This is a genomic window from Psychrobacter sp. H27, assembly GCF_059072655.1.
On record NZ_JCACRX010000001.1, the window covers coordinates 1822012 to 1848470 of the forward strand.

Sequence of the window (26459 nt, forward strand, 5' to 3'; positions counted from 1 at the left end):
TATTCTTATTTGACTTGCTCTAACAAGGGTAATATCAATCAAACTAAAATATTTGCGCAAAAAAAAGCCTTCATAATCATTATGAAGGCTTTTTATTCGCTAGATACCTATTTCACGCGCTAAATACTTACTTAACGCTTAATAGCTCAACCGTGAAGATAAGCGTGCTGTTAGGCTCGATACCCGCATTACCCGCTTCGCCATAGGCAATATCTGATGGGATATAAAACTCATATTTGCCGCCTTCTTTCATCAACTGTAGACCTTCTGTCCAGCCAGCGATGACTTGGTTAAGTGGGAACTCGATTGGCTCACCGCGCTCATAAGAGCTATCAAATACGGTACCATCAATCAATTTACCTTCGTAGTTGACTTCCACCACATCAGTTGCTTTTGGTGATTTACCAGTACCTTCTTTTAGTACTTTGTACTGTAAGCCAGAATCAGTTTGCTTGACGCCTTCTTTCTTCGCATTTTCTGCTAGGTATGCAGTACCTGCTGTTTTGTTTTCTGTTGCTTTGTTTTCCATGTCTTTAACGAACTGTTCTTCTTGTTCTTTTTGATAAGTCATCAATACTTCTTGCATCTGCTCTTGAGTCAATGCTGAGTCATTGCCTTCATAGCCATCACGGAAGCCTTTTTCAAAAGTATCTAGGTTCAGATCTTTAACTGCTTCTTTATTACCTTCTGCCATCATGAAGCCTAAGCTGTAGCCCACTTTTTCACTTGCTGAGCTTTGCTCTGTAATAGAAACGCTTTGAGCGGCTGTTTCTTGACTGCCGTTATTAGTGCTACAACCTGTCATTAACAACATAGCACTAGCAAGAGCGCTAACGCTTAAAGTAGTGATTTTTTTCATAAAGTACTCTCTAATTGTAAGAATAGTGGCGAGATGTCACATTTCTCTATAATAACAAATCTTAGTTTTGGGAACCACGCTTTGCACAAAATTATCGAGCGAATGTACAGTCTGTGTAAATATCTCCTGTGATAATAACAAGTTATCACACAAATATAGTGTCGGGTAAAGCTTTCTGTCTTTAAATCCATCAATACTTCAGTTAAGCTGAGTTCGTTAAGGAGATAAGTAATCGAATGTTGACATTTATTATCAACATATGAGTATCAGTAGCAAATCGATAACTAAAAATCAGACTGATGCCGTTGATAATAGAACCATTCAAAAAATACTATCTTCGTATAACTCAACCCCAAGACATTATTTTAATAATCATCTACATATCTGTCTCGCTCACTCATAGTTTTATTAGCGATATTTATAGGATGCTTCAAGGAGGATAAGATGAACCCAATGTATACATCTTTTAACGGTTATCTTGGTGGGCCTATCGGTTCTATCATTGGTGCTATTTTGATATTTATCATTGGTTGGCTAGTAGCACTCGGTATCGCAGCACTTGTCCGCGGTGTCCTATCTAAAGTCAATCTCAATCAACGCATGAACTCTTCAACCGGTAAAACTTACGATCTTGAGGGCATTATCTCCAAGATTGTTTTTTGGTTTATCTTTATCATTGCCATTTCAGGCGCGCTTAGCCAACTGAACCTAAACTCAATCTCGGCACCATTTGCAAATATGGTCAACCAAGTATTGGCGTTTATTCCTAACCTCATCGGTGCGATTGCTCTTGGTGTCATCGGTTGGGTCGTTGCTACGGTAGCTCGTACTGCTATCAATGCTGCACTGTCTAAAACCTCAATGGATGAGCGTTTAAGCGCAAAAGCTGGCGTAAAACCGATGAGCAGCACGATTGCTGACATGGTTTACTGGTTCATCTTGTTAGTGGTGTTGACCATGGTACTTGGTCAGTTAGAGCTTGATGGTTTGTTTGCCCCATTAACGAATATGGTCGACAAAATCTTCAGCTTTATTCCTAACATCCTGATTGCAGGTGTGGTATTTGTTGTCGGTTATATCATTGCCAAAGTGGTTCGCGGCATCGTAACCAATCTTGTTTCTACGTTTAATGTTCAAGCATTGGCGTCAAAAGCAGGCTTAAGTGAACAAAACAGCCTACCTAACATTGCAGGTTCGCTAGCATTTTTAGTAGTTATTATTCCAACGATTATTGCTGCGTTAAATGCATTGAAAATCGAAGTAATTGCTCGTCCTGCGACCAATATGCTTAACAAAATTATGGAAGCATTGCCAAATATCTTTATGGCAGTCGCTATCCTAGTAGTGACTTTCTATGTGGTTCGTATGGTTGCCAACATCGTTAAAGGTTTGCTTGAGAATACGCAAGTGAACCAATTGCCTGCCAAAGTAGGCTTGCAAGAAACCATGGGCAGCCAGAGAGTATCGGACTTAGTTGGTCATGCGATTATCTTCTTTGCTATGCTATTTGCAGCCATTGCAGCCGCCGATCTATTAGGTTTTGTTGCTATATCAGGCATCATCACGATGTTCATCGCTTTTGGTGCCAACATCGTATTAGGTGCGATTATCCTATTCATCGGATTTTGGCTTGCCAATATCATTGCAGGCGTTGTTGAACGTTCTGAGCAAGGTTCACAGTTCTTAGCAAACATCGTACGTGTATTGATCATGGGTCTTGTACTTGCTATGGGTCTAAAAGCAATGGGTATTGCTGATTCGATCGTCAATTTAGCATTTGGCCTAACTCTAGGTGCCGTAGCCGTTGCCTTTGCTCTATCGTTTGGTCTTGGTGGTCAAGAAGCAGCAGCACGCTTCCTACGTAAGATGCAAGACAAAATGGATCGTGAACGTGACGAAGCGAAAGCAAAGTCTGCAGTCACGCCAAACTCATCGACGCAAGAGAAAGTTGCTGATTCAGTACGTGAAAATACGCCTTCAGCTGCTACTACGTCAACTACTGAATTGCGTACTGATGTTATCGAAACGCCTCGCGTAGATACCAATGACATCTACAACAGTGATCAGACGCTTCCTGGTAGCAATCTTAACGATGATATCAATAAGTAAGCATCCATAACGCCTTACTTTTAAATAAGAAAAAGACAGCCTAGGCTGTCTTTTTTTATGCGCGTATCAGTAGAAATCGCTTAGAGGTAAGGTACAAAAAAATTGAAACCACATTGAAATAGCGTTGAAACAGCACCTGACTCAGAACCACCCTGCTCTAAAAACTACTTTGTAGAAATCATTAATCCCTATAATCATTGATCATTATCTGTCTTTTTTTGCAGGTATAGAAAGACTTAGCTTTACTTGAGGTAACTTAGCAGGTTTATTATTGTTCTCGGATTTATCCTCATACTTAGCATTCTGGTCAGCTTGCCTGTTTACTCTTTGGGCATTTTTTTGCGATTCTTGCTTTTTTAGCTGCTGTATTTGTTTAGTCAACTGCCGCTCTCTTTGAGTCATCGTATCGACTGGCTGTATCCACACATCAATATCAATAAATGTCTCATTGTCTTCAGTAATAAAGTCGATACCAAGCACAACGATATGATGTAACTCTACTATTGGCAAGCGCGTCGCTACGTCCTGGGCAATTTTTGCTAGATTCGGCTGGATAGCCGCTTTGCTGTTATTTGCCTGAGCATCCTGACCATAGAATATGAGCACATAGTGCCGACCCAAGCTCTCGTAAGAATGCTGATGTACCACATAACCATCTTGTCTCAGCTTATCACTTTGCTTAGGATGTCTATATAGCGTACGGACCAGCTCATGCCGCGAGAACAACGACTCATCCAACAGTTGCTGCTGCCAGCGAGACACCAAGGTATCTGGCTGTGTTTGGTCATCTGTCGCTGTCTGCTTTTCACGATACATTGCTATCATCTGTGCACTTAACTGCGACCATAGTGTCGCTGCTTGTTGCATATGCTGATGATACATCTGAGCAGTTGCACTTTGATTTTTGTACGCGAGCGCCATGGTGACAAGTGCTGGATTGGGTTTGTCCTGAGTTTCATGTTTGATAAGCGTATTATCTACTGTGATAGCAGGCGCCAACAAAGATGGACTTTGCAAAAACTGAGCCGCGAGTACTTCTTCTGATACAAAACTTGGCGCATGACTGATAGCCGAGTATTGCAACTGCGCTAAGTGATAACTCAAAAACCGCCATAACTCGCAGGGGGTCTGTACCGCTACCAAGACCGATTGCCAGTCGTGCCAGCTAAACACGTGTAGTTGTGGCCCAGCCTCACTCATATCTACCACCAAATCCTCCAAAAAATAGCGAGCGCCGAAGTCATGCTTTAGACGACTGGGTGGTTTGGTCTGATGACTATCAGTATGTGCTGCACTCCTCTCTTCATCATCAGTCAGCTGAATATCGACAACTAAAACATCATGGCAAAGGGGCTCTATGTCTTTATTGTTGGTGTCGATACTTTCAGTGCGGTTTTTTTCGATGTCGTTTCTTTCGGTGCTTTTATTTTGAGAAGCTGATGCCTTATGCCATGCGAGGGCAGATTTTACCGCAGTCATACGTGCTGCACTAATATCAGCTGAACTGGTATCTAAAGGTAAATACAGTGTCAACGCCAGCAGTTGCAGCTTGCCTGCTGGGAGTTGGTAGAGATATTGACCAGCATCATATTTTTGTCCAGCTGTTTGTATAGCAGGCAGCGTGACGCTTATCGCAGCTGACTGTAAATAACAGGCAAGCTCACTAGCAAGATAACTTTCATCAGATATTGTAGTAGAGGACTGAGACACAAATTCCAACCTTTTATTATCGTAAATTAGGCGATTAATCGCCTTTTAACTTCTCAAAACCATAGCGTTTTTACTAATATCATTGCTAGTACTTTAGCGCATTTACGACTGTAAAATTATGCTACATAAGCACTATCAGACACAGTCGCTTTCAACGCAATGACTTGTTATGATGATATCAAAGCGGTGTTACTTGTCCGTAGACTTTATAGTTCTAAGCTGCATCCACGCACCGCTGTTAGGTTCATTTATCAAATTTTAATCAGCACTATATAATAACAAGGATTGAGCATTATGAAGCGTTTTAAAGAAAAAACCGTGATCGTCACTGGAGCAGGTTCAGGTATTGGCCGTGCTACTGCCATTCGCTTTGCTGAAGAAGGTGCTAGAGTGGTTTTGGTGGGGCGTACTGCTGATACCTTAGCAAAAACAGCAGAACAGTTTCCAGAAGATCATACGTGGATTCATACTGATAACTATCTATGTGTCACTTGCGATATCAGCGTACAGAGCCAAGTACAGGAGATGATCAAACATACTATCGATAAGTTTGAAAGGATTGATGTTTTGGTCAACAACGCTGGAAAAGCGACTCAAGGTAAAATAACAGATCTGTCTGCTGAAGACTGGCGCTCAGCCATTGATGTTAATCTAAATGGTACATTTTATGTCTCACAAGCGGCGATGCCCCATTTGATAGAAACCAAAGGCAGTATCGTCAATGTCTCATCCCTCTCGGGAATGGGCGGTGACTGGAATATGGCCGCTTACAACGCTGCCAAAGCAGGTGTAACCAACTTAACGCGTACACTAGCGTTAGATCATGGTCCTGACGGTGTGCGCGTAAATGCTGTCAATCCAAGTGTGACTAAGACCAGCATGACCACTGCCATTCAAGACAATGACAGTAAGACAGACAAATTTCTAGCCCGCTGTCCACTTGGGCGTTTGGCTGCCCCAGAAGATATTGCCGCTGCCATTACTTTTTTGGCCAGTAGCGACGCTGCTATGATTACTGGGGTGAACCTACCTGTTGATGGCGGCGTTAGCGCCTCTAACGGTCAGCCACAGTTCTAATATCTTGGCTCTCTAAATTAACAGCCACGATAAAATCACTCAAAAAAAGCCCCTGATAATATATTATCAGGGGCTTTTTTATCTTTAGAGATATATTAAAAAAGGCTTATTCAGATTTAGCTGCGTTGTTGATATCCTGTAGCGGCTGCGATAGACGCTCAGGATGCCTTGGCATGACGCCTTGGTATTGAGCATAAATTTTTGGTAAATCCGCTTCAATATCTCCAGTTGGATGCATCACAGATAAAAAACGAACTTCTTTGGTATTATAATCCAGCGCGACTGGCAAGATAGGCACGCCAGCACCGAGCGCCAAATAGTAAAATCCTGTTTTCCAGCTCTCGGTATATTGCCGTGTACCCTCTGGTGATAAGCCCAAAAATAGTGGCTCACCTGTCTTAAACTTGTCGATACTGGCTTGCAATACTGAGCCTTTTTCAGTGCGATTAATCGGAATAATCCCCATCCAATACAGCAGCTGAGACAATACTGGCACTCTAAACAGCGTATGCTTTGCCATGATACTAATTTTTAAATCTAGCGCAAATAAACTAGGAAGTGCATAAACGCCATCAACATTAGAGGTATGGGGCAGTGCCAATACCACAGCCTGAGAGATATTAGGAATATCACCAACCGTTCGCCATCCCAATGTCTTCATGAGCCACAAGCCAATCACAGGCGACACTTTATTACCGCGCCTAGGCACGTTATCACCCACTTGTTTTCTACTGAGCTTTGGCAGTATCTTTGAGCGTGTAGATTCAGTAGTGGCAGACTTAGAGCGTTTAAACATCTTTGGTATCATGACAGCACAATATAGTGAAAGGTACTGATATGATAACATCTAGCCTGTTTAACTAGGCTGAATTTTGCGTGCTTTTACTATGTGCAATAGCGCGCAGCCATAAATATAAGTAATACCCTATGCCATTTAATCTTGCACATATTTCTCAAGACTCACTGATATCGATTAAGAAATATCAGCCAAGTCCCCTTTACTCTCAAGCCAAGACTTACGATCAGCGGCACGTTTCTTGGCTAGTAGCATGTCCATGATGCCATTGGTCAGTACCATGTCATCCATATCTAACTGCACTAACCGGCGCGTATCACGGCTCATCGTCGTCTCACGCAATTGCTCAGCACTCATCTCGCCCAGCCCTTTAAAACGGGTGATTTGCGCTTTTTTGTTGCCCGGTACATTAGCTAGGATATGCGCAAGCTCTGGCTCATCTAACGCATAGTGCACCTCTTTACCCACGTCCACACGGTACAATGGCGGCATCGCGACAAACAAGTGACCAGCATCCACCAGCGCAGGGAAATGCTTGACGAACAACGCACAGATCAGCGTCGCAATATGCAAACCATCAGAGTCAGCATCTGCCAAGATACATATCTTGTCATAGCGTAGTTCGGACAAATCATCAGAGGCAGGATCCACACCGATCGCAATAGCAATATCATGAATTTCTTGGCTTGATAGTACCGTATCTGACGACACTTCCCATGTATTCAAAATCTTACCGCGCAGAGGTAATATCGCCTGATAATGACGATCACGTGCTTGCTTGGCACTGCCACCTGCCGAGTCACCCTCTACTAAGAACAGCTCAGCGCCATCACGTAAATCACCACGGCAATCTGCCAATTTACCTGGCAGTGCTGGCCCTTGCGTGATTTTCTTACGAGCGACTTTTTTGGCTGATTTTAGGCGGCGACCTGCTTTATTAATCGCCAATTCCGCAATTTGCGTACCCATATCCGCATGTTGGTTTAACCACAGACTAAAGGCATCTTTTGCCAAGGTCTGTACAGCGCCCGCAGCTTCACGGCTCGATAAACGCTCTTTGGTCTGACCAGAGAACTGCGGCTCAGAGAACTTCAAGGATAAGATATAGTTCACCCCATCCCAGACATCTTCTGCGGTCAGTTTTACACTGCGCGGTAGCAAATTATGAATATCACAAAACTCACGTAATGCTTCTAAGATACCTGTGCGTAATCCATTGACGTGCGTACCGCCCTGCGCCGTCGGGATAAGATTCACATAGCTTTCTTGAATCGGTGTACCACCCTCAGGTAGCCAAGACAACGCAAAGGTCACACCCGCACGTTCGCCCACTTTTGCATCGTAATTATAATAAAAGGGTGCTTCTGGTAGCGTCTCAAGACCATCTAATTGCTCGCTTAGATACTCGACCACCCCATCAGTAAATTGCCAAACCACCTTTTCATCATTGATATCATCGGTGAACTCAATCGTTAGTCCCGCAGCCAATACCGCTTTGGCTTTTAAATTGTGCTTAAGCTGCTTCACATTAAATTTGGGCGTGTCAAAAAAGCTGCCATCGGCCCAAAAATGCACTTTAGTACCACGTTTGCGTTTATTTGAGCTGACCGCCTCGGTCAATGGCGTCACGGGCGCGCCATTTTCAAACGCCATATCAAACTGTGTACTATCACGCCATACCGTCACTGCAACGCGGGTTGATAGCGCATTGACGACAGAGATACCCACGCCATGCAAACCGCCTGACACTTCGTAATTGGAGGTCGAAAACTTGCCACCCGCATGCAAACGGGTCAAAATCAGCTCGATGCCTGATTGACCAAATTCAGGGTGAATATCAGTCGGCATACCGCGCCCATCATCCTCGACAGACAGCGACCCATCACTGTGCAGTTGCACCTTGATGTTTTTGGCATAACCCGCCAACGCTTCATCCACCGAGTTATCAATGACTTCTTGCGCCAAATGATTTGGACGCGTGGTATCGGTATACATACCTGGGCGACGACGGACGGGTTCAAGCCCCTCTAAAACTTCTAACGATTGCGCATTATATTGACTCACAAATGCATCCTTAACTATTCATGTGCGTTTAACTCTATAAAACCATTATAACCAAAAACAGCGACGTTAAGGTCAATAGTCCATCGTTCACGTCATATAATGTCGTCTATTTAAGACTTTACTAGGGCGTGTCATCATTTAGATAGCGAGGCTTAAAATGAGATAAATAGTAGTCAAACGAGGAAAAAATTGCAGAGAATATAGGTATATTCGCAAAATTTTTGACGATTTTTGACAAGATTTAGCCATTTTAAGACCGCTAAATGATTGAATGGGCTAGTTGATGATACGCCCTAGCTCTCGTAGCATCTCTATCACCATCGGTAGCTGCTCACCAAAATCACTAAAGCGATGATCGCCACCTGCTTGTGCGGTTACTGCTGCGCCTTGCCCTTCATAAAAGGCTTGAGACAGCTCAGAGTTTAATAGCTCATCACCCTGTTTAAGCAGTACAGCAATTTTGTTGGGATAATTAACTTGAGAGATTTGATGATCTGCAAACCATTGCAAATCAGCATTGGTTATATCCCAGCCGCCTGCTGTCGAATGTAAAACATAATCTTCAGACAATGCTGCTTTACCACTATCGATTAATACAGACTCATCAGCAAACCGCTGTAGCGTAATATGTGGCTGCGTACTAGGGTTTAGTAGTAATGCAGGGCAACCCATTTTATTACTGATTAACGTAGAAAAATATCCACCCAATGAGCTACCAACCAATACCGTACTGGAAGATTCGGTCTGCTCATCTTTGCTATTGTTTAACCCGTCTATCAATAACAACAACTTCTCACGAACTTGCGCAGGCGATTTATTCAAATCAGGACGCAGCACCGTGATATCAGGATGATGATGCTGACAGTATTTGTCTAACAGCAGCCCTTTAGTCGAGTTCGCATCGCTGTCCAGTCCATGGATATAAATCAGGTTCACGTATTATCTCACTTATTAATTTTGTTATGATTGTCTTATATAGGCTAGTAGCGCTAAGCATAGCACCCGATGCGCAAAAATAATAACAATAAAACGGCACACTATTAGTCGGTATTTGCGACATAATAATATGATCATAATCGTCTGGTGCCAGTCAAAGGAATGATGGTAATAGCAATGGAGTCGCCATGAATCAACAGTTTGAGCTGTTCGACATTGACAACCCTTGTATCGGTGTCTGTGAAAGCAATAAAAAAGGCTATTGCTTTGGTTGCCTGCGCAGTCGAGCCGAGCGCCAACGATGGCATCATATGACGACAGAGCAGCAACGTGAGGTACTGAGGCTTATCGCAGGACGTAAGCTGCGTATTGAGCTTATGCGGCTGCGCAAAAACGAGCAGCTAGGATTTGATTTTGAAGAAGAGGTTGAGATGGGTGAGTTGTTTTGATACTTTGGAATAATTTTGGTTACTAGAGCAAATCTGCTTAGCTTCTATTCATTATTTGCGTCGAAATAAATGATCGAATGTTTCTATATGGTACTCAACTAGCCATTCATAGAGGTTATCATATAAAAATCGAATAGACTCTATATCTGATGAATAGACCATACACCCACGATCATCATACATGTAAAAGACGATTTTCTTAGATTTGTTAATAAAGTATATATTGTCACTTATTGCTGGGGATAAACCCATTTCAAGATTAGCAGTACCTCTAAGGATATTGATATAGTTTACTGAGGCAAGATCTACTCTAAATATTTTCTGAATATGATGAGTAGTAATTGTCATTATCTCTGAAATTTCTTTTTGAATATCATAAAACTCGTCAGTTTCTGAAGTTATAACAATATTCTCATCTTTAATTATTTCGTCAAAATACGAAAATTGTGCTTCTAGATACCCATTCGTTGGCTTATAAAACTCTCCACCTCCGTCATGTTTAAAGGAGTTAATTAGAATGTAGACTTCATCTTCATCGTTAAATACAGACTCAAAAATCTTAACTGCTTTTTTTACACAATGATCAACTCTTTTGATGGTACCGTTTTCAAAACCATCGCCTAGTTCAAATCTTAAATGGTTGGTATGACTAATAAATGACTCTGTAGGATGTAAATTACTATCAGGAAAATTAGTTTTGATAAAATTTTGAAAAGCATACCAGTTTGAATTTTTACTCATAATATTCCTTAACCCTAAACTAAACAGTGTATGAGTCGACTACGAATAATTTGTAAAGCAAGCAATACACTACCTTATGAAACGCTTATGGAAAACCAGTGATTAACACTACTTTATATTCTTCAAAACGGAATATGGTCATCAAAACTGTTCACCGACTTAGATACTTTTAGTTGAAGAGCTTCTTCATTTTTTAAAAGTTCATCAACCCCTAATTCAGTTATAGAGTAAGCATAGAACTCATAACCTTCTTGGTGATCTATTTCTATAGATTTGCTTAAAAAACCCATGCGCTCTAGTTTTACTAAAGAAAGCTGAAGAACAGCATCGTCTATCCCATTGACATTATTACTTATCATGTAAAAAGGTAAACCAATAGGATTAGCAACTTGACTTTGAAGACAAGAAGCTAAAAATCTATAGTCTTGCTCTTTCAACTTGTAATTTGATGGATTCGCAATAATTGCTTTCGATTCAGAAAGACTAGAACGATTTAGAATACCTAAACTAGCAGCTTCTATTTTAATTAATGAGCAAGCCCTATTAGTTGCAGAAACTAAATCACCATCTGAACGATTCACATCATAGTCAGCAGGCGTCACACCTAATAAATCAGTTGGTAGATGTATATCTATATCACGAGGCTTAAGAATAAAAGAACGTTTCTTTCCAATAGCACCAATAAATAAACCAAGTTCAAATACTACATTATCTCTAACTATATGTTGATTTTCATCCCTAATTACAGCTACATCATCTGGTGCAAAAATAAACAGTGCAAAGTCGACAGTAGAAGACTTCTCAACTAAATCTTCAATAGTTGAAGATGAGAGTTTAAAAGTACCCCCTGTCCAAATAGTAACTTCAAACTGATGATCTAGATTGACATTAACAGCTTCGGCAATTGGAATACTTTCAACTGAGGATGCAATAAATAATCGGGGTTTTCTCAACTCATAATCTCCGTACTTTATTAAATGTCAAAAATTTAAAATCCTAAAAATAATGCCATAATCTCCTAAATAATATAGCAATAAAAATCACATCTTGCACTCTTTCGTATTTGTAAATAACAAAATCAAAAGTATTAAATATAATACTTTCAAAAAATAAAGCTTATTGAGATCCAAAGGCTAGATATAAAAAGGTCTCCAATCACACAATTGATTGAAGACCTTTAGTTATAAAAAGATAACGATGACCTACTCTCACGTCAGCGAACCACACTACTATCGATTATAAGATATTTCACTTCTGAGTCCGACAATTAACAAATTTTACATCGTGCTCTTTTCGTCAGCGATTGGGCTATTACTGCTTTACTTTCTCATTTATAAAGGACTAGTAACTAAACTATAAAGAGTACGTACGCCATTAATATAGTTACCCATGCGCATATTTTCATTGGCAGCGTGCTGATTATTGTCAGCGTTGACCAAAGGTACGATAACAAACGGCACTTGCAGAGCATCTACAATCTCTGCCGTTGGCACTGTACCGCCCATCATGCGAATACGGACTGGCGCAGGTTTCGCGCTGAATGATTCTACCATCGACTGGTACGCCCATTTACCGACTACCGACAGGTGCATCTGAGCTTTAGGAAATTCCAGCCAAAGAAAAGCCCCTTGATACGTTAGTATCAAGGGGCAAATCAGAATAGAGAGCTGACGATGACCTACTCTCACATGGGCGAACCACACTACCATTGGCGCAACGATGTTTCACTTCTGAGTTCGGGAAGGGATCAGGTGGGGCCATCGCGCTATTGTCGTCAGCAAAGGGGGTTAGATATGAGTCTGTTTTATAGTTTTACTTATTTGACTAAGTATCACTTAACCTAACTGAATCAAGGTTAAAGGTGATATCGAAATGTTCTGTCTGTGACAGATAATTAGACTTGATACAAACCACTTGGGTGTTGTATGGTCAAGCCAAACGAGCAATTAGTACAGGTTAGCTACACACATCGCTGTGCTTCCACACCCTGCCTATCAACGTCCTAGTCTTGAACGGCTCTTTAGGGAAATCTAATCTTGAGGTGGGCTTCCCGCTTAGATGCTTTCAGCGGTTATCCCATCCGAACGTAGCTACCGGGCAATGCCATTGGCATGACAACCCGAACACCAGTGGTTCGTCCACTCTGGTCCTCTCGTACTAGGAGCAGATCCTCTCAAATTTCCAACGCCCACGGTAGATAGGGACCGAACTGTCTCACGACGTTCTAAACCCAGCTCGCGTACCTCTTTAAATGGCGAACAGCCATACCCTTAGGACCTGCTTCAGCCCTAGGATGAGATGAGCCGACATCGAGGTGCCAAACACCGCCGTCGATATGAACTCTTGGGCGGTATCAGCCTGTTATCCCCAGAGTACCTTTTATCCGTTGAGCGATGGCCCTTCCATACAGAACCACCGGATCACTAAGACCTACTTTCGTACCTGCTCGACTTGTGGGTCTCGCAGTTAAGCGCGCTTTTGCCTTTATACTCTACGACCGATTTCCGACCGGTCTGAGCGCACCTTCGTACTCCTCCGTTACTCTTTAGGAGGAGACCGCCCCAGTCAAACTACCCACCATACATTGTCCTCGGTATTGTTATACCTGAGTTAGAACCCCAACATGACCAGGGTGGTATTTCAAGATTGGCTCCACCAAGACTAGCGTCTCGGCTTCAAAGCCTCCCACCTATCCTGCACAAGTCAGGTCAAAGTTCAATGTAAAGCTGTAGTAAAGGTTCACGGGGTCTTTCCGTCTAGCCGCGGGTACACAGCATCTTCACTGCGATTTCGATTTCACTGAGTCTCTGCTGGAGACAGCGCTGCCATCATTATGTCATTCGTGCAGGTCGGAACTTACCCGACAAGGAATTTCGCTACCTTAGGACCGTTATAGTTACGGCCGCCGTTTACTGGGGCTTCGATCAAGAGCTTCGCTTACGCTAACCCCATCAATTAACCTTCCAGCACCGGGCAGACATCACACCCTATACGTCCACTTTCGTGTTTGCAGAGTGCTGTGTTTTTAATAAACAGTTGCAGCAGCCTGGTATCTGCGACTGCCAGCAGCTCAAGGAGCAAGTCCTATCACCACCAACAGCGTACCTTCTCCCGAAGTTACGGTACCATTTTGCCTAGTTCCTTCAGCAGAGTTCTCTCAAGCGCCTTGGTATTCTCTACCTGATCACCTGTGTCGGTTTAGGGTACGATTCGTTTATAACTATTGCTTAGAAGCTTTTCCTGGAAGCATGGTATTTGCCACTTCGCTGTACAAGTACAGCTTGCTATCAGATCTCGGTATAAAATAGCCCGGATTTACCTAAGCTATAAACCTACATCCTTTCACCTGGACAACCAACGCCAGGCTGACATAACCTTCTCCGTCCCTCCATCGCATTATAAACAAGTATCGGAATATTAACCGATTTCCCATCGACTACGCCTTTCGGCCTCGCCTTAGGGGTCGACTCACCCAGCCCCGATTAACGTTGGACTGGAACCCTTGATCTTCCGGCGTGCGAGCTTTTCACTCGCATTATCGTTACTCACGTCAGCATTCGCTCTTGTGATACCTCCAGCATGCTTTACAACACACCTTCACAGGCTTACACAACGCTCCCCTACCACTTGAAAACAAATTCAAATCCGCAGCTTCGGCTCCTAGTTTGAGCCCCGTTACATCTTCCGCGCGGGCCGACTCGACTAGTGAGCTATTACGCTTTCTTTAAAGGATGGCTGCTTCTAAGCCAACCTCCTAGCTGTCTATGCCTTCCCACCTCGTTTCCCACTTAACTAGGAATTTGGGGCCTTAGCTGGCGGTCTGGGTTGTTTCCCTCTCCACAATGGACGTTAGCACCCACTGTGTGTCTCCCGGATATCACTCATCGGTATTCGGAGTTTGCATCGGTTTGGTAAGTCGGTATGACCCCCTAGCCGAAACAGTGCTCTACCCCCAATGGTGTTCGTCCGAGGCGCTACCTAAATAGCTTTCGGGGAGAACCAGCTATCACCGAGTTTGATTAGCCTTTCACCCCTATCCACAAGTCATCCCCTGGCTTTTCAACGACAGTGGGTTCGGTCCTCCGGTGCCTGTTACGGCACTTTCAACCTGCTCATGGATAGATCACTCGGTTTCGGGTCTATGCCCTGCAACTAATCGCCCTATTAAGACTCGGTTTCCCTACGGCTCCCCTAAACGGTTAACCTTGCTACAGAACATAAGTCGCTGACCCATTATACAAAAGGTACGCGGTCACCTAACAAGTAGGCTCCCACTGCTTGTACGCACACGGTTTCAGGTTCTATTTCACTCCCCTCACAGGGGTTCTTTTCGCCTTTCCCTCACGGTACTGGTTCACTATCGGTCAGTCAGGAGTATTTAGCCTTGGAGGATGGTCCCCCCATCTTCAAACAGGATTTCTCGTGCCCCGCTCTACTTAATATGTTAATGCTAATGTTTCGAATACAGGACTATCACCTACTACGGTCAGCTTTCCCACGCTGTTCTTCTACATTAGTACTAATCGGCTTCTCCCCGTTCGCTCGCCGCTACTAGGGGAATCTCAATTGATGTCTATTCCTAAGGGTACTGAGATGTTTCACTTCCCCTCGTTCGCTTCCTAATAAATTAGGATACTTACCTTATGGTAAGTGGGTTTCCCCATTCAGAAATCTCCGGATCACAGGATATTGCCGCCTCCCCGAAGCTTATCGCAGGCTGTCACGTCTTTCATCGCCTCTGACTGCCAAGGCATCCACCATGTGCGCTTCATTACTTGACCATACAACCCCAAGTAGTCTTTCGACTCCAAAGTGTCATACACTCTAATTATGATAACGATATCACCTATGTTTATACGCTTGATTCAGTTCTCTTTACTTTTTTAATAACTCACCCCTGGGATAACAACTGATGTCGTTAAGAGGTGAGTTATTAAGGTTAAGAAGTGCGCGTGAACACGCACCTCCTAACCCAGACTCATATCTATGTTTTTAAATAGTCTCTATGCTCTCGTCGAGTCACAGATTCTGTATAAAACAGAAAGAAGTAATCTTGTTCAAATCACTTGTTTCTATTTGATACCTATTTTTATTTAGCACTCTAAGCTTAACTAAAGTAGTGGTGGAGCCAAACGGAGTCGAACCGTTGACCTCCTGCGTGCAAGGCAGGCGCTCTACCAACTGAGCTATGGCCCCATTATATAAATGGTGGGTCTAAGTGGACTCGAACCACTGACCCCCGCGTTATCAACACGGTGCTCTAACCAGCTGAGCTACAGACCCTAATACGTCCTAAAACGTAAGCTTAAACTAAAGAACAACTTGTTGTGAATTCTTGCTGACCGAATGCTGTCTATAAGGAGGTGATCCAGCCGCAGGTTCCCCTACGGCTACCTTGTTACGACTTCACCCCAGTCATCAACCACACCGTGGTGAACGCTCCCCCGAAGGTTAAGCTATCCACTTCTGGTGCAATCAACTCCCATGGTGTGACGGGCGGTGTGTACAAGGCCCGGGAACGTATTCACCGCGGCATTCTGATCCGCGATTACTAGCGATTCCTACTTCATGGAGTCGAGTTGCAGACTCCAATCTGGACTACGATAGGCTTTTTGAGATTCGCATCACATCGCTGTGTAGCTGCCCTCTGTACCTACCATTGTAGCACGTGTGTAGCCCTGGTCGTAAGGGCCATGATGACTTGACGTCGTCCCCGCCTTCCTCCAGTTTGTCACTGGCAGTATCCTTAGAGTTCCCGGCTTAACCCGCTGGTAACTAAGGACAAGGGTTGCGCTCGTTGCGGGACTTAACCCAACATCTCACGACACGAGCTGACGACAGCCATGCAGCACCTGTATTCTAATTCCCGAAGGCACTCCCGCATCTCTGCAGGATTCTAGATATGTCAAGACCAGGTAAGGTTCTTCGCGTTGCATCGAATTAAACCACATGCTCCACCGCTTGTGCGGGCCCCCGTCAATTCATTTGAGTTTTAACCTTGCGGCCGTACTCCCCAGGCGGTCTACTTATTGCGTTAGCTGCGTCACTAAGTCCTCAAGGGACCCAACGACTAGTAGACATCGTTTACGGCGTGGACTACCAGGGTATCTAATCCTGTTTGCTACCCACGCTTTCGAGCCTCAGTGTCAGTATGATGCCAGGAAGCTGCCTTCGCCATCGGTATTCCTTCAGATCTCTACGCATTTCACCGCTACACCTGAAATTCTACTTCCCTCTCACCTACTCTAGCCTAACAGTTTCAGATGCAGTTCCCAGGTTAAGCCCGGGGATTTCACATCTGACTTATCAAGCCACCTACGCTCGCTTTACGCCCAGTAATTCCGATTAACGCTTGCACCCTCTGTATTACCGCGGCTGCTGGCACAGAGTTAGCCGGTGCTTATTCTGCAGCTAATGTCATCGTCTCCGGGTATTAACCGAAGAGTCTTCTTCACTGCTTAAAGTGCTTTACAACCAAAAGGCCTTCTTCACACACGCGGCATGGCTGGATCAGGGTTTCCCCCATTGTCCAATATTCCCCACTGCTGCCTCCCGTAGGAGTCCGGGCCGTGTCTCAGTCCCGGTGTGGCTGATCATCCTCTCAGACCAGCTACAGATCGTCGCCATGGTAGGCCTTTACCCCACCATCTAGCTAATCCGACTTAGGCTCATCTAATAGCGAGAGCAACAAGTTGCCCCCTTTCTCCCGTAGGACGTATGCGGTATTAATACGAGTTTCCCCGTGCTATCCCCCACTACTAGGTAGATTCCTAAGTATTACTCACCCGTCCGCCGCTCGACGCCTGATAGCAAGCTACCATCGTTTCCGCTCGACTTGCATGTGTTAAGCCTGCCGCCAGCGTTCAATCTGAGCCATGATCAAACTCTTCAGTTTAATCTTGCTATGAAGCTCTTTAAAGAAGCTTCTAAACTTGGCTCATCTAATCTGGCAAAATCGCTAAAAATTATGTTCGTAATGAATTAACTTTGAGTTTTTCTGCTGTCTTAAATGATAATTTTTATAGTTAATAATCTTTCCGAAAAGAAAAGATAGTCAACTTTATTTTTTAGCATTCTGAATCAGCAAAAATCCACACAAGTTGTTCTTTAGTTATGCTTTTAAATAGTCTCAATCACTGTCGTCCAGTCATCGATATATAAGGTATTTCTTTTGCCATCTAGCTAATCCGTCTCCGGTTAAGCTATCTAGCGAGCCGACTATCTTATCATAGTGATATGAATTGTCAAGACTTTTTATAATTTGTTTCACCAGGTTAACTGCGTTATTAATATGTAATTTACATATTAGCTGCCGCTAGTCCGTCCGATGAGGGCGTATTATAGAGAGTTTAATAACTGTGTCAACCAATTTTATACATGTTTTTAAACTTATTTTACAGCTATTAAAAATAATAAATAGTTTCAATAGGTTATGAATTGGTCGATTGGTTGATGTAGTAGAGGAATAGGTACGTTCTCCAATAAGCGAGCTTTTATGGCTACTTTTGGCTTTTATTAGTATAGATAATATTTGGGTTTTCTACCTATCTAATATTCGCTCTACTTGAGCACTTTATCGATTCTACCTTTTATATTGATATTTTCACAAATGATACTATATAGGAGAACCACGATAATCATTTATAGAGTACTAGCGATACTTTGACCCACAGAACTGGATTTATAGAATTGCGTGTTCAAAACCGTTTCTTCTTATCTATTAGCTTTTGTACCTCTTTCTAACTACCTCTCTATCCTTTGATATCTAGTGTTGTTAGAGGGTTTTTGCTATAATCGTCGGTCTATTGCATTATTTGTTTTTGCGCCGCACTAGCATTGCTCTGACAACGAAGTATTACTTACTGTATTAATAGTGGTGAATCTCCTTGAAGAATAATTGAGCTTCGCAATATGCAGTATTGGACAGCTTATAGAATAATGTATACCTCCCACTACATATCACAATGATTAGATATAATTGATGCGGTCTCACGGTTACATGATTGATGGTTGCAGTCATCACTGCCAACGGACCCAATAACAGGCGAATAGATTATGGTAGCGATTACTTTACCCGATGGTAGCGTAAAAGATTTCGAAGGTAATACAACAGTCATGGAAGTGGCGCAGAGTATTGGGACGGGACTCGCTAAAGCGACGGTTGCTGGACGTGTAAATGGTCAATTAGTCGATGCGCACGACCCTATCATCGCTGACGCCAATGTCGAAATCGTAACGCCGAAAGATGATGATGGTGTCGATATTATTCGTCATTCATGTGCTCATCTATTAGGGCATGCGGTTAAGCAGCTTTATCCTGACGTCAAAATGGTAATTGGTCCTGTTATTGACGATGGCTTTTATTATGACATTTTTAGTGAGACACCGTTCACACCTGAGCATATGGAAGCGATTGAAAAGCGCATGATGGCGCTGATCAAGCAGGACTATGACGTTATCAAAAAGATGACGCCACGTGCTGAAGCGATCGAGATATTCGAGTCACGCAATGAAGACTATAAGTTAAAGCTGATCAATGATATGCCAGGCGAAGAAGCATTTGGTTTGTATCATCATCAAGAATATGTCGATATGTGCCGTGGGCCGCACGTGCCGAACACGCGATTTTTGAAAGTATTTAAATTGACTAAAATGTCAGGTGCTTATTGGCGCGGTGATGCGAAAAACGAACAGCTACAGCGTATCTACGGTACGGCTTGGGCAGATAAGAAACAGCTAAAAGCTTATATACAGCGTATTGAGGAAGCTGAAAAACGTGACCATCGTAAAATCGGTAAAGCGTTAAATTTATTCCATATGCAAGAGCAAGCGCCAGGTATGGTGTTCTGGCATGCGAATGGCTGGACAATTTACCAAGTACTTGAGCAATATATGCGTAAAGTGCAATACGATAACGGCTATGAAGAGATCAAAACGCCACAAATTGTTGATCGTAGTCTGTGGGAACGCTCGGGCCATTGGGGCAATTATGCAACCAATATGTTCACGACTGCTAGTGAAAACCGTGATTATGCGGTAAAACCGATGAATTGCCCTTGCCACGTGCAGGTCTTTAACCAAGGTCTAAAGTCTTACCGTGACTTGCCACTACGTATGGCTGAGTTTGGTTCTTGCCATCGCAATGAGCCATCAGGTTCATTACATGGTTTGATGCGCGTACGCGGTTTTACGCAAGATGATGCACATATTTTCTGTACTCAGGCACAGATTCAGCAAGAAGTGGCTGACTTTATTAAGCTAACGCTCGCTGTTTATGAAGATTTCGGCTTTGATAATATTATTATGAAGCTCTCTACCCGTCCTGAAAAACGTGTTGGTAGTGATGAGTCTTGGGATTTTGCAGAAAAGGCTTTAGCAGATGCGCTTGATAGCTCAGGGCTAGACTGGGATTACCTACCTGGTGAAGGTGCATTCTATGGTCCAAAGATTGAGTTTAGTCTAAAGGATTCATTAGGTCGTATTTGGCAGTGCGGCACCATTCAGGTTGATCCAAACATGCCTGAGCGTCTCGATGCAGAGTTCGTCAATGAGCAAAATGATCGTGAAGTCCCTATTATGTTGCACCGTGCAATCTTAGGTTCGTTTGAGCGTTTCATTGGTATTTTGATCGAAAACTATGCCGGTTGGATGCCAGTATGGTTAGCACCGCAACAAGTTGTGGTGATGAATATCACTGATAAACAAGCTGATGCCTGTGAAAGCGTCGTTAGCGAGCTCAAAAATGCAGGTTTGCGCGCTATTAGCGACTTGCGTAACGAAAAGATTGGATTTAAGATACGAGAGAAAACATTAGAACGTATTCCCTATATGCTAGTATTAGGGGATAAAGAAGTCGAATCGGGCAGCGTTAACGTCCGAACTCGCGAAGGTGAGAACCTTGGCGTCATGAGTATTTCTGAATTTATTACATTAGTACAGACCGCTGTCAGTAAAAAAGGCCGACAGCCCCCAAAAACAGATGAGGAGTAATACCTATTAAACAGTCAAACCGTTTGAACATCAACGAAGATATCAACGTCAAAGAAGTCCGTCTCGTCAAAGAAGATGGCGAGCAAATGGGCGTGGTTGATATCGCAACCGCGATGAAAGCGGCACGTGATGAAAACCTAGATTTGGTTGAACTAGTTCCTGAAGCTAAGCCACCAGTATGTAAGATTATGGATTATAAGCATTTCCTCTATGATCAAAAACAAAAGGCTAAAGAAGCTAAGAAAAACCAAAAGCAGACTCAGCTAAAAGAGATGAAGCTACGTCCTAGTACCGAAGAAGCTGATTATCAGGTTAAACTGAGAAAAATCGTAAGCTTCTTGGAAGATCAAGACAAAGTTAAAATTAGCATCCGTTTCCGCGGACGTGAAATGGCGCACCAAGATATTGGTCGCAAACAACTTGATCGTATCATTGAAGATACTGCTGATATCTCAAACGTCGAACAATACCCTAAGATGGAAGGTCGTCAAATGGGTATGCTGCTCGGACCTACTAAGAAAAAGTAATCTGTTTGTAGGACTACTTTGAGTAGTGGCTGTTAGTCGATATAGCTATTTATAACTCTGACCATCAATATGCTGCGGGATATTGATGGTTTTTTATTACCTATGCTGATGCAGACCTCCTTGAAATGATGGCAGGGAAATGTGTGTAGCCAGATATAATTGGCTGACGCTATTTTACAAAACCCACCTTCTCAACTATTTGATTACGCGGTAATCTAAAGGTCTGTTTTATATTTGCTAATCAGCATTTATTCGAACGTTTTAGGTAAGTGTATAAAAATAACGTACATCATGACCATCAGAGTCATTGACAACAAACACTACTTTTATCAGACATCAAAGGAAATTTCATGCAAGAATTGACACCGCCAGAAAACGCCGCAACTCCTACTATATCTCTCACAGCGCCTGAGCCTGTCAAAGAAATACAGAAAAGTGAAGCCGATCAGATGGTCAAGTTGGATGAAAGCCAAATTCCAGAACTCGATGCCAAAGTTGATGCATTTGTCGATCATGTGATTACCAATTCAGTGCATAGTCCAGAGTTTCAGCAAAACGTTCAATCTATTCATAATCTAGGGACAAAAGAGATTCGTGAATCGGCACAAGTCTCTAATCGTATGCTGGATCTACCAGCAAAAAGTCTTAATGACAGTTTGTTTGATAACTCCCCTATTGCAAAGTCTTTAACTGAGCTACGCGGTATTGTGGAAGATTTAGACCCAAGTAAAAAAGAGCTGACTAACTCACGTAAGCTATTCGGTCTGATTCCATTCGGTAATAAAGTACAGGACTATTTCCGTCAGTATGAGTCCGCCCAGTCTCACATTAATGCTGTTGTGACCAGTCTATACAATGGCAAAGACGAGCTGCTCAAAGACAATGCGATGATTGAGCAAGAAAAAGTCAATATGTGGGAGCTGATGCAATCTATTCGTCAATATGTCTATGTTGGCAAAAAAATTGATGAACAGTTGGAGCAAAAGGTCTACGCGATAGAAGCAACAGATCCAGAAAAAGCGCGCATCATTAAAGAAGAGATGCTGTTTTATGTCCGTCAAAAAAACACCGACTTTTTGACCCAGTTAGCAGTGAATGTACAAGGCTATCTGGCACTGGATACCATTCGCCGTAATAATCTAGAACTAATTAAAGGCGTTGATCGTGCAACCACGACCACCGTTTCAGCGCTGCGTACGGCTGTTGTCGTTGCCCAAGCAATGACCAATCAAAAACTGGTACTAGATCAAATCACAGCATTGAACAAGACAACCAGTAGCTTGATTGAGTCAACCTCGGCGATGCTCAAGCGTCAGTCAGGCGAGATCCATGAGCAAGCGACCAGCAGTAGTATTGAACTTGATAAACTGCAAAACGCCTTCAATAATGTCTATGACACTATGGACATGATCAGTAACTATAAAATTGAAGCGCTAGAAAATATGAAGCAAACGGTCAATACCTTGACCACTGAAGTAGATAAAGCACAAAAATATTTGGATAAATCAAATCAAACTACGGTGCTCGAAGTTTCAAAAGAGCTGGATAGCAAAAAAATCACTAACCAATCAAACAGTGTCGATATTGATATTTGATTTATCTATATAGCAGTCACTAAAAGTTGGCTGCTTCCTGCTATCGAATACACATAAGAAAATTGACGCAAGATATTGCGCCGTCGTTCGTGTTAAGATAGCCCCTATTAATAGTCTTAAAAATAGATACGGTAATTTATGAGTTGGAATGATCCAAACGCCTCGAGTGAGGCAAAAAAATACGACAACCCGATTCCTAGTCGCGAACTGATACTCAGTACGATTAATGAACATGGGGAAGTCACACATCAACAATTGGCAAAAGCCTTTAATATTGATGATCCCGACCAATTCGATGCTCTAGGCAATCGCCTAAAAGCAATGGCACGTGATGGACAAGTAAACCGTGAAGGCCGTCCTTATCGCTATCGCACAGTCACTAAGCAAGATATCGTCACAGGTATGGTGTCTGCACATCCAAAGGGTTTTGGGTTTGTGGTATTGAGTGATATGCCAGATTTGTTTTTGCATGAAAAGCAAATGCGCTGGGTATTCAATGGCGATACGGTAGCAGCAGTCGGTACATCAACAGACAATCGTGGTCGCACTGAAGGTCGCATCGTCGATGTGGTTAAACGTCGCCAAAACAACTTCATTGGAACGCTTGCACGTGATGAAGACGGCTACTGCGTGGAGCTTGGTAGTCCAAACAACCATCAGCCAATTACCGTTACTGATGAAAATGTACAAGCGCTAAATGCTAAGCAAGGCGCACCTGTCAAAGTCGATATTATTGACTGGCCAAACCAGCATGAGTTTGGTACAGGTAAAATCACTGAAGTCCTATCTGACGATAATGATCGTGAACTGATCATCGAAACAACCCTTCTTAACTATGATATTCCATCAGAGTTTAGTGAGGCGGCTCTTAAGCAAGCTGGTGACTATCAAGAACCAACTGAAAATGATATCAAAGGTCGTAAAGACTTGCGCCATCTACCGCTTGTCACTATCGATGGCGAAGATGCTCGTGATTTCGATGATGCTGTATTTGCCGAGAAGCGCTCAGGTGGTAACTACCGTGTGGTGGTTGCAATTGCTGATGTTAGCTACTATGTCACGCCAAATTCACCACTAGACCAAGATGCTTATGAGCGCGGTACGTCCGTATACTTCCCACATCGCGTGATTCCGATGCTACCTGAAGTGCTCTCTAATGGTCTGTGTTCACTGAATCCTAATCTAGATCGTCTATGTATGGTCGCTGATATTAAGATATCGCGTGCTGGTAAAGTGACCGGATATGAGTTTTATCCATCAGTCATGCATTCACAAGCCCGTCTAACCTATAATCAAGTGAACGATTATTTGGTGAACCCGAATGATAAGAGACTACCTAAATCGTTAACGGGTAATAAAGACGTTAAAAAGTCTGTTGATACCCTACATCAGTTGTATGAACTACTGCTCAAAAAGCGTGAAGAACGTCATGCAATGGAATTTGAAACGGTTGAAACGTACATCAAGTTCAACGAAAAAGGTGGCATCGAAGCGATTTTGCCACGCACTCGTGGTGACTCTCAAAAGCTAATCGAAGAGTGCATGCTCCTTGCTAACACCTGTGCGGCTAACTTTGCGCTTAAACACGAGTTACCAGTCTTATATCGTAACCATGATAAGCCTGATAACGAGAAGTCGATGCGTATCCATGAATATGCAAAAAACTTCGGTTTACCTTTCCCAGAAGAGAACCCAACGCAAGCGGATTATCAGCGGATTATTGAAGCGACCAAAGACAGACCAGATGCAATCAGTATTCATAGCATGCTACTACGTTCGATGATGCAAGCAAGCTATGCACCTGACAATATTGGTCACTTTGGCTTGGCTTATGACGAATATAGCCACTTTACTTCGCCTATCCGCCGTTACCCAGATCTGATGCTGCATCGTGGTATCAAAGCACAAGTAACGAACAGCAAGCAGCCTTTTATGGACTTCTCGCTTGAAGGTGCTGGTACGCAGACCTCAGACACAGAACGCCGTGCAGAAAAGGCGTCACGATTTGTAGAGTCATGGCTCAAGTGTCATTACATGACTGACCATGTTGGTGAAGAGTTTGAAGGTGTAGTGACTACGGTTACTAGTTTTGGTCTGTTTGTTACATTGACTGACTTATACATCGATGGTTTGGTACATATCTCAAACGTCGGTGATGACTTCTTTGTCTATGATGAGCAGCAGCAACAGCTTATCGGTAAAGACAAAGGTACATTATTTGGGCTTGGTGACTCGGTCAAAGTACAAGTTGCTGGCGTGAACATGGACCTACTGCAAATTGATTTTGATCTAAAAGAAAAGTTGCAGTCGAGTGCCATGAACCAGTCAAAGAAACAGCCTGCTAAAAAAGATCAGCCTAAAAAGAGTCCTGCGAAAAGAAGTAATAATCGCAGAGGGTCTAGCAAAAAAAGCTAATCCGTAACTGAGATTGCAATACTACAAATAAAAAGGGCTAACGTTATCGTTGGCCCTTTTTATTTATGTGCACTTCAACTATAAGATAAGTCGATGATTACTGTGTATTATTCATTTGATCCAAACGATCTTGCTCAGATTGCTGCGCTTGATTGATTTTATTAGTGGCATCGTCTAGCATAACTTTTGGCTGTTCGCCAAGTGGCTTACTAGTAATAGCTGCCGCGTTGTCCTGAGTACTATCTGCATCAGTAGCTGAATCAGTAGCGACAGTACTGACGGCAACCTCCCTATTTTTCTCGCGACTGTTACCGTTTATGATATTAAAGCCCAACAGTGCGACTATGCCAATCACTGCAAATATAATGACATGTTTCATTTCCATAAAAAACCCCGTGTTTGACTCACCATCAAATACGGGTTTCGTTGCACTTTTTGTGCCTATCTTGTGAAGCAGTAGCTGAATATCAGTAATAGTAAATAAAATGAAAAACAACATGCAGATCGCCATAGTTACTTATGCGGACGAAAGCTTAATAGATATCGCTTGTTAAACAACATGTTAGAGCAGTAACCTCAAAATGTGATAAACACAAATAACATTAATAAGAGTGGTCTGATACTATCAATCAACGCCTCTCAAAAAACAAAGCAACTGAAAATGAGATAAGGAACATTTATGGAAAAGGTACTGGTCAGCGCTTGTCTGTTGGGCAAACCTGTACAATATAATGGCAAGGGATTAGCAGCAGCCAGTGACATTCTGACACGGTGGCAAATAGAAGGACGACTGGTTTTAGTGTGTCCAGAGGTCGACGCAGGTATGAGCATACCAAGAGCGCCTGCAGAGATCGTACGCGGTGATGGTACTGATGTCTGGCTGGGTAAATCGGAGGTTATAGAAGAGACAGGCACTGATGTAAGCGTGTATTTCAAAAAAAGGGCTCAGTTGGCATTGGCACTGTGTCAAAAACATCATATTAAAGTAGCAGTGCTGACTGAAAGCAGCCCTTCTTGTGGTAGTAATACCATATACAACGGCCATTTTAGCAATAATAAGATAGCAGGTATGGGCGTGACGGCAGCGCTACTGAGAAAGCATGGTATTGAGGTTTTTAGTCAATATGATCTTGTTGCTGCTGATAGCGCATTACAGTCCGTCATGCCCACAGGGGATTAGACTGTCTACTA

General features: G+C 43.0%; 17 protein-coding genes, 2 tRNA genes and 3 rRNA genes. 8 read left to right on the forward strand and 14 right to left on the reverse strand.

Translation table 11 applies throughout. The features are described 5' to 3' along the window. Positions 1–127: 127 nt before the first annotated feature. Positions 128–859: a BamJ family beta-barrel-assembly machinery protein gene (gene bamJ, locus AC5JPY_RS07380; protein WP_443526796.1), complete on the reverse strand. Its 732-nt coding sequence runs from the start codon at positions 857–859 to the stop codon at positions 128–130. A gap of 444 nt (positions 860–1303) precedes the next feature. On the opposite strand from bamJ, the gene AC5JPY_RS07385 reads away from it, so the two are divergent. Then, positions 1304–2968: a mechanosensitive ion channel gene (locus tag AC5JPY_RS07385; protein ID WP_443526798.1), complete on the forward strand. Its 1665-nt coding sequence runs from the start codon at positions 1304–1306 to the stop codon at positions 2966–2968. A gap of 204 nt (positions 2969–3172) precedes the next feature. Here the strand turns inward: AC5JPY_RS07385 and AC5JPY_RS07390 are convergent, their stop codons facing one another. Then, entirely contained in the window at positions 3173–4678 is a 1506-nt protein-coding gene (locus AC5JPY_RS07390) for a hypothetical protein (RefSeq protein ID WP_443526799.1), read from the reverse strand. 294 nt (positions 4679–4972) lie between these two features. Between AC5JPY_RS07390 and budC the strand changes: the two genes are divergently transcribed. Next, positions 4973–5755, forward strand: a complete 783-nt coding sequence (gene budC / locus AC5JPY_RS07395; RefSeq protein WP_443526800.1) for a meso-2,3-butanediol dehydrogenase — start codon at positions 4973–4975, stop codon at positions 5753–5755. Positions 5756–5861: 106 nt separating this feature from the next. On the opposite strand, the gene AC5JPY_RS07400 is transcribed toward budC, so the two are convergent. From AC5JPY_RS07400 to AC5JPY_RS07410, 3 genes are all read right to left on the reverse strand, one after another. Further along, positions 5862–6551, reverse strand: a complete 690-nt coding sequence (locus AC5JPY_RS07400; protein WP_443526802.1) for a lysophospholipid acyltransferase family protein — start codon at positions 6549–6551, stop codon at positions 5862–5864. 177 nt (positions 6552–6728) lie between these two features. Further along, positions 6729–8615: a DNA topoisomerase IV subunit B gene (parE, locus tag AC5JPY_RS07405; protein ID WP_443526803.1), complete on the reverse strand. Its 1887-nt coding sequence runs from the start codon at positions 8613–8615 to the stop codon at positions 6729–6731. A gap of 276 nt (positions 8616–8891) precedes the next feature. Beyond that, a complete protein-coding gene (locus AC5JPY_RS07410) occupies positions 8892–9551 on the reverse strand; it encodes a YqiA/YcfP family alpha/beta fold hydrolase (protein WP_443526805.1) in 660 nt (219 codons plus the stop codon). Between the two features lie 188 nt (positions 9552–9739). On the opposite strand from AC5JPY_RS07410, the gene AC5JPY_RS07415 reads away from it, so the two are divergent. Continuing rightward, a complete protein-coding gene (locus tag AC5JPY_RS07415; protein WP_443526806.1) occupies positions 9740–10000 on the forward strand; it encodes a DUF1289 domain-containing protein in 261 nt (86 codons plus the stop codon). Positions 10001–10051: 51 nt separating this feature from the next. Here the strand turns inward: AC5JPY_RS07415 and AC5JPY_RS07420 are convergent, their stop codons facing one another. The 8 genes from AC5JPY_RS07420 to AC5JPY_RS07455 all read right to left on the reverse strand — a co-directional run bounded on the left by AC5JPY_RS07420 (position 10052) and on the right by AC5JPY_RS07455 (position 17636). After that, entirely contained in the window at positions 10052–10741 is a 690-nt protein-coding gene (locus tag AC5JPY_RS07420) for a DUF3885 domain-containing protein (RefSeq protein ID WP_319052110.1), read from the reverse strand. 122 nt (positions 10742–10863) lie between these two features. Next, a complete protein-coding gene (locus AC5JPY_RS07425) occupies positions 10864–11694 on the reverse strand; it encodes a TIR domain-containing protein (protein WP_443526808.1) in 831 nt (276 codons plus the stop codon). A gap of 378 nt (positions 11695–12072) precedes the next feature. Further along, positions 12073–12294 (reverse strand): hypothetical protein, encoded by a 222-nt coding sequence (locus tag AC5JPY_RS07430; protein WP_319052112.1) that lies wholly within the window; start codon positions 12292–12294, stop codon positions 12073–12075. A 112-nt stretch (positions 12295–12406) separates the two neighbouring features. Further along, positions 12407–12520 (reverse strand): 5S ribosomal RNA (gene rrf / locus AC5JPY_RS07435). Positions 12521–12666: 146 nt separating this feature from the next. Next, positions 12667–15522 (reverse strand): 23S ribosomal RNA (locus tag AC5JPY_RS07440). Positions 15523–15861: 339 nt separating this feature from the next. Beyond that, positions 15862–15937 (reverse strand) — tRNA-Ala (locus AC5JPY_RS07445). A 10-nt stretch (positions 15938–15947) separates the two neighbouring features. Next, positions 15948–16024 (reverse strand) — tRNA-Ile (locus tag AC5JPY_RS07450). 73 nt (positions 16025–16097) lie between these two features. Continuing rightward, positions 16098–17636: ribosomal RNA gene (locus tag AC5JPY_RS07455) — 16S ribosomal RNA — on the reverse strand. Together the 16S, 23S and 5S rRNA genes with 2 tRNA genes alongside form the textbook arrangement of a ribosomal RNA operon. A gap of 1160 nt (positions 17637–18796) precedes the next feature. Between AC5JPY_RS07455 and thrS the strand changes: the two genes are divergently transcribed. The 4 genes from thrS (at position 18797) to rnr (ending at position 25268) form a co-directional block, all read left to right on the forward strand. Then, the gene (thrS, locus tag AC5JPY_RS07460) at positions 18797–20731 is read left to right on the forward strand and encodes a threonine--tRNA ligase (RefSeq protein WP_443524851.1); all 1935 of its coding nucleotides are present in this window, start codon (positions 18797–18799) and stop codon (positions 20729–20731) included. A 23-nt stretch (positions 20732–20754) separates the two neighbouring features. Further along, positions 20755–21258 (forward strand): translation initiation factor IF-3, encoded by a 504-nt coding sequence (infC, locus tag AC5JPY_RS07465; protein WP_057762155.1) that lies wholly within the window; start codon positions 20755–20757, stop codon positions 21256–21258. A 350-nt stretch (positions 21259–21608) separates the two neighbouring features. Continuing rightward, on the forward strand, positions 21609–22853 hold the full coding sequence (locus tag AC5JPY_RS07470; RefSeq protein WP_443524853.1) for a toxic anion resistance protein: 1245 nt from the start codon (positions 21609–21611) through the stop codon (positions 22851–22853). A gap of 138 nt (positions 22854–22991) precedes the next feature. Beyond that, entirely contained in the window at positions 22992–25268 is a 2277-nt protein-coding gene (gene rnr, locus AC5JPY_RS07475) for a ribonuclease R (RefSeq protein WP_443524855.1), read from the forward strand. Between the two features lie 97 nt (positions 25269–25365). Here rnr and AC5JPY_RS07480 read toward each other — a convergent pair whose 3' ends face one another. After that, positions 25366–25653 (reverse strand): hypothetical protein, encoded by a 288-nt coding sequence (locus AC5JPY_RS07480; RefSeq protein ID WP_443524856.1) that lies wholly within the window; start codon positions 25651–25653, stop codon positions 25366–25368. 294 nt (positions 25654–25947) lie between these two features. Between AC5JPY_RS07480 and AC5JPY_RS07485 the strand changes: the two genes are divergently transcribed. Continuing rightward, positions 25948–26448 (forward strand): 2-thiouracil desulfurase family protein, encoded by a 501-nt coding sequence (locus AC5JPY_RS07485; RefSeq protein ID WP_443524857.1) that lies wholly within the window; start codon positions 25948–25950, stop codon positions 26446–26448. Positions 26449–26459 lie beyond the last annotated feature (11 nt).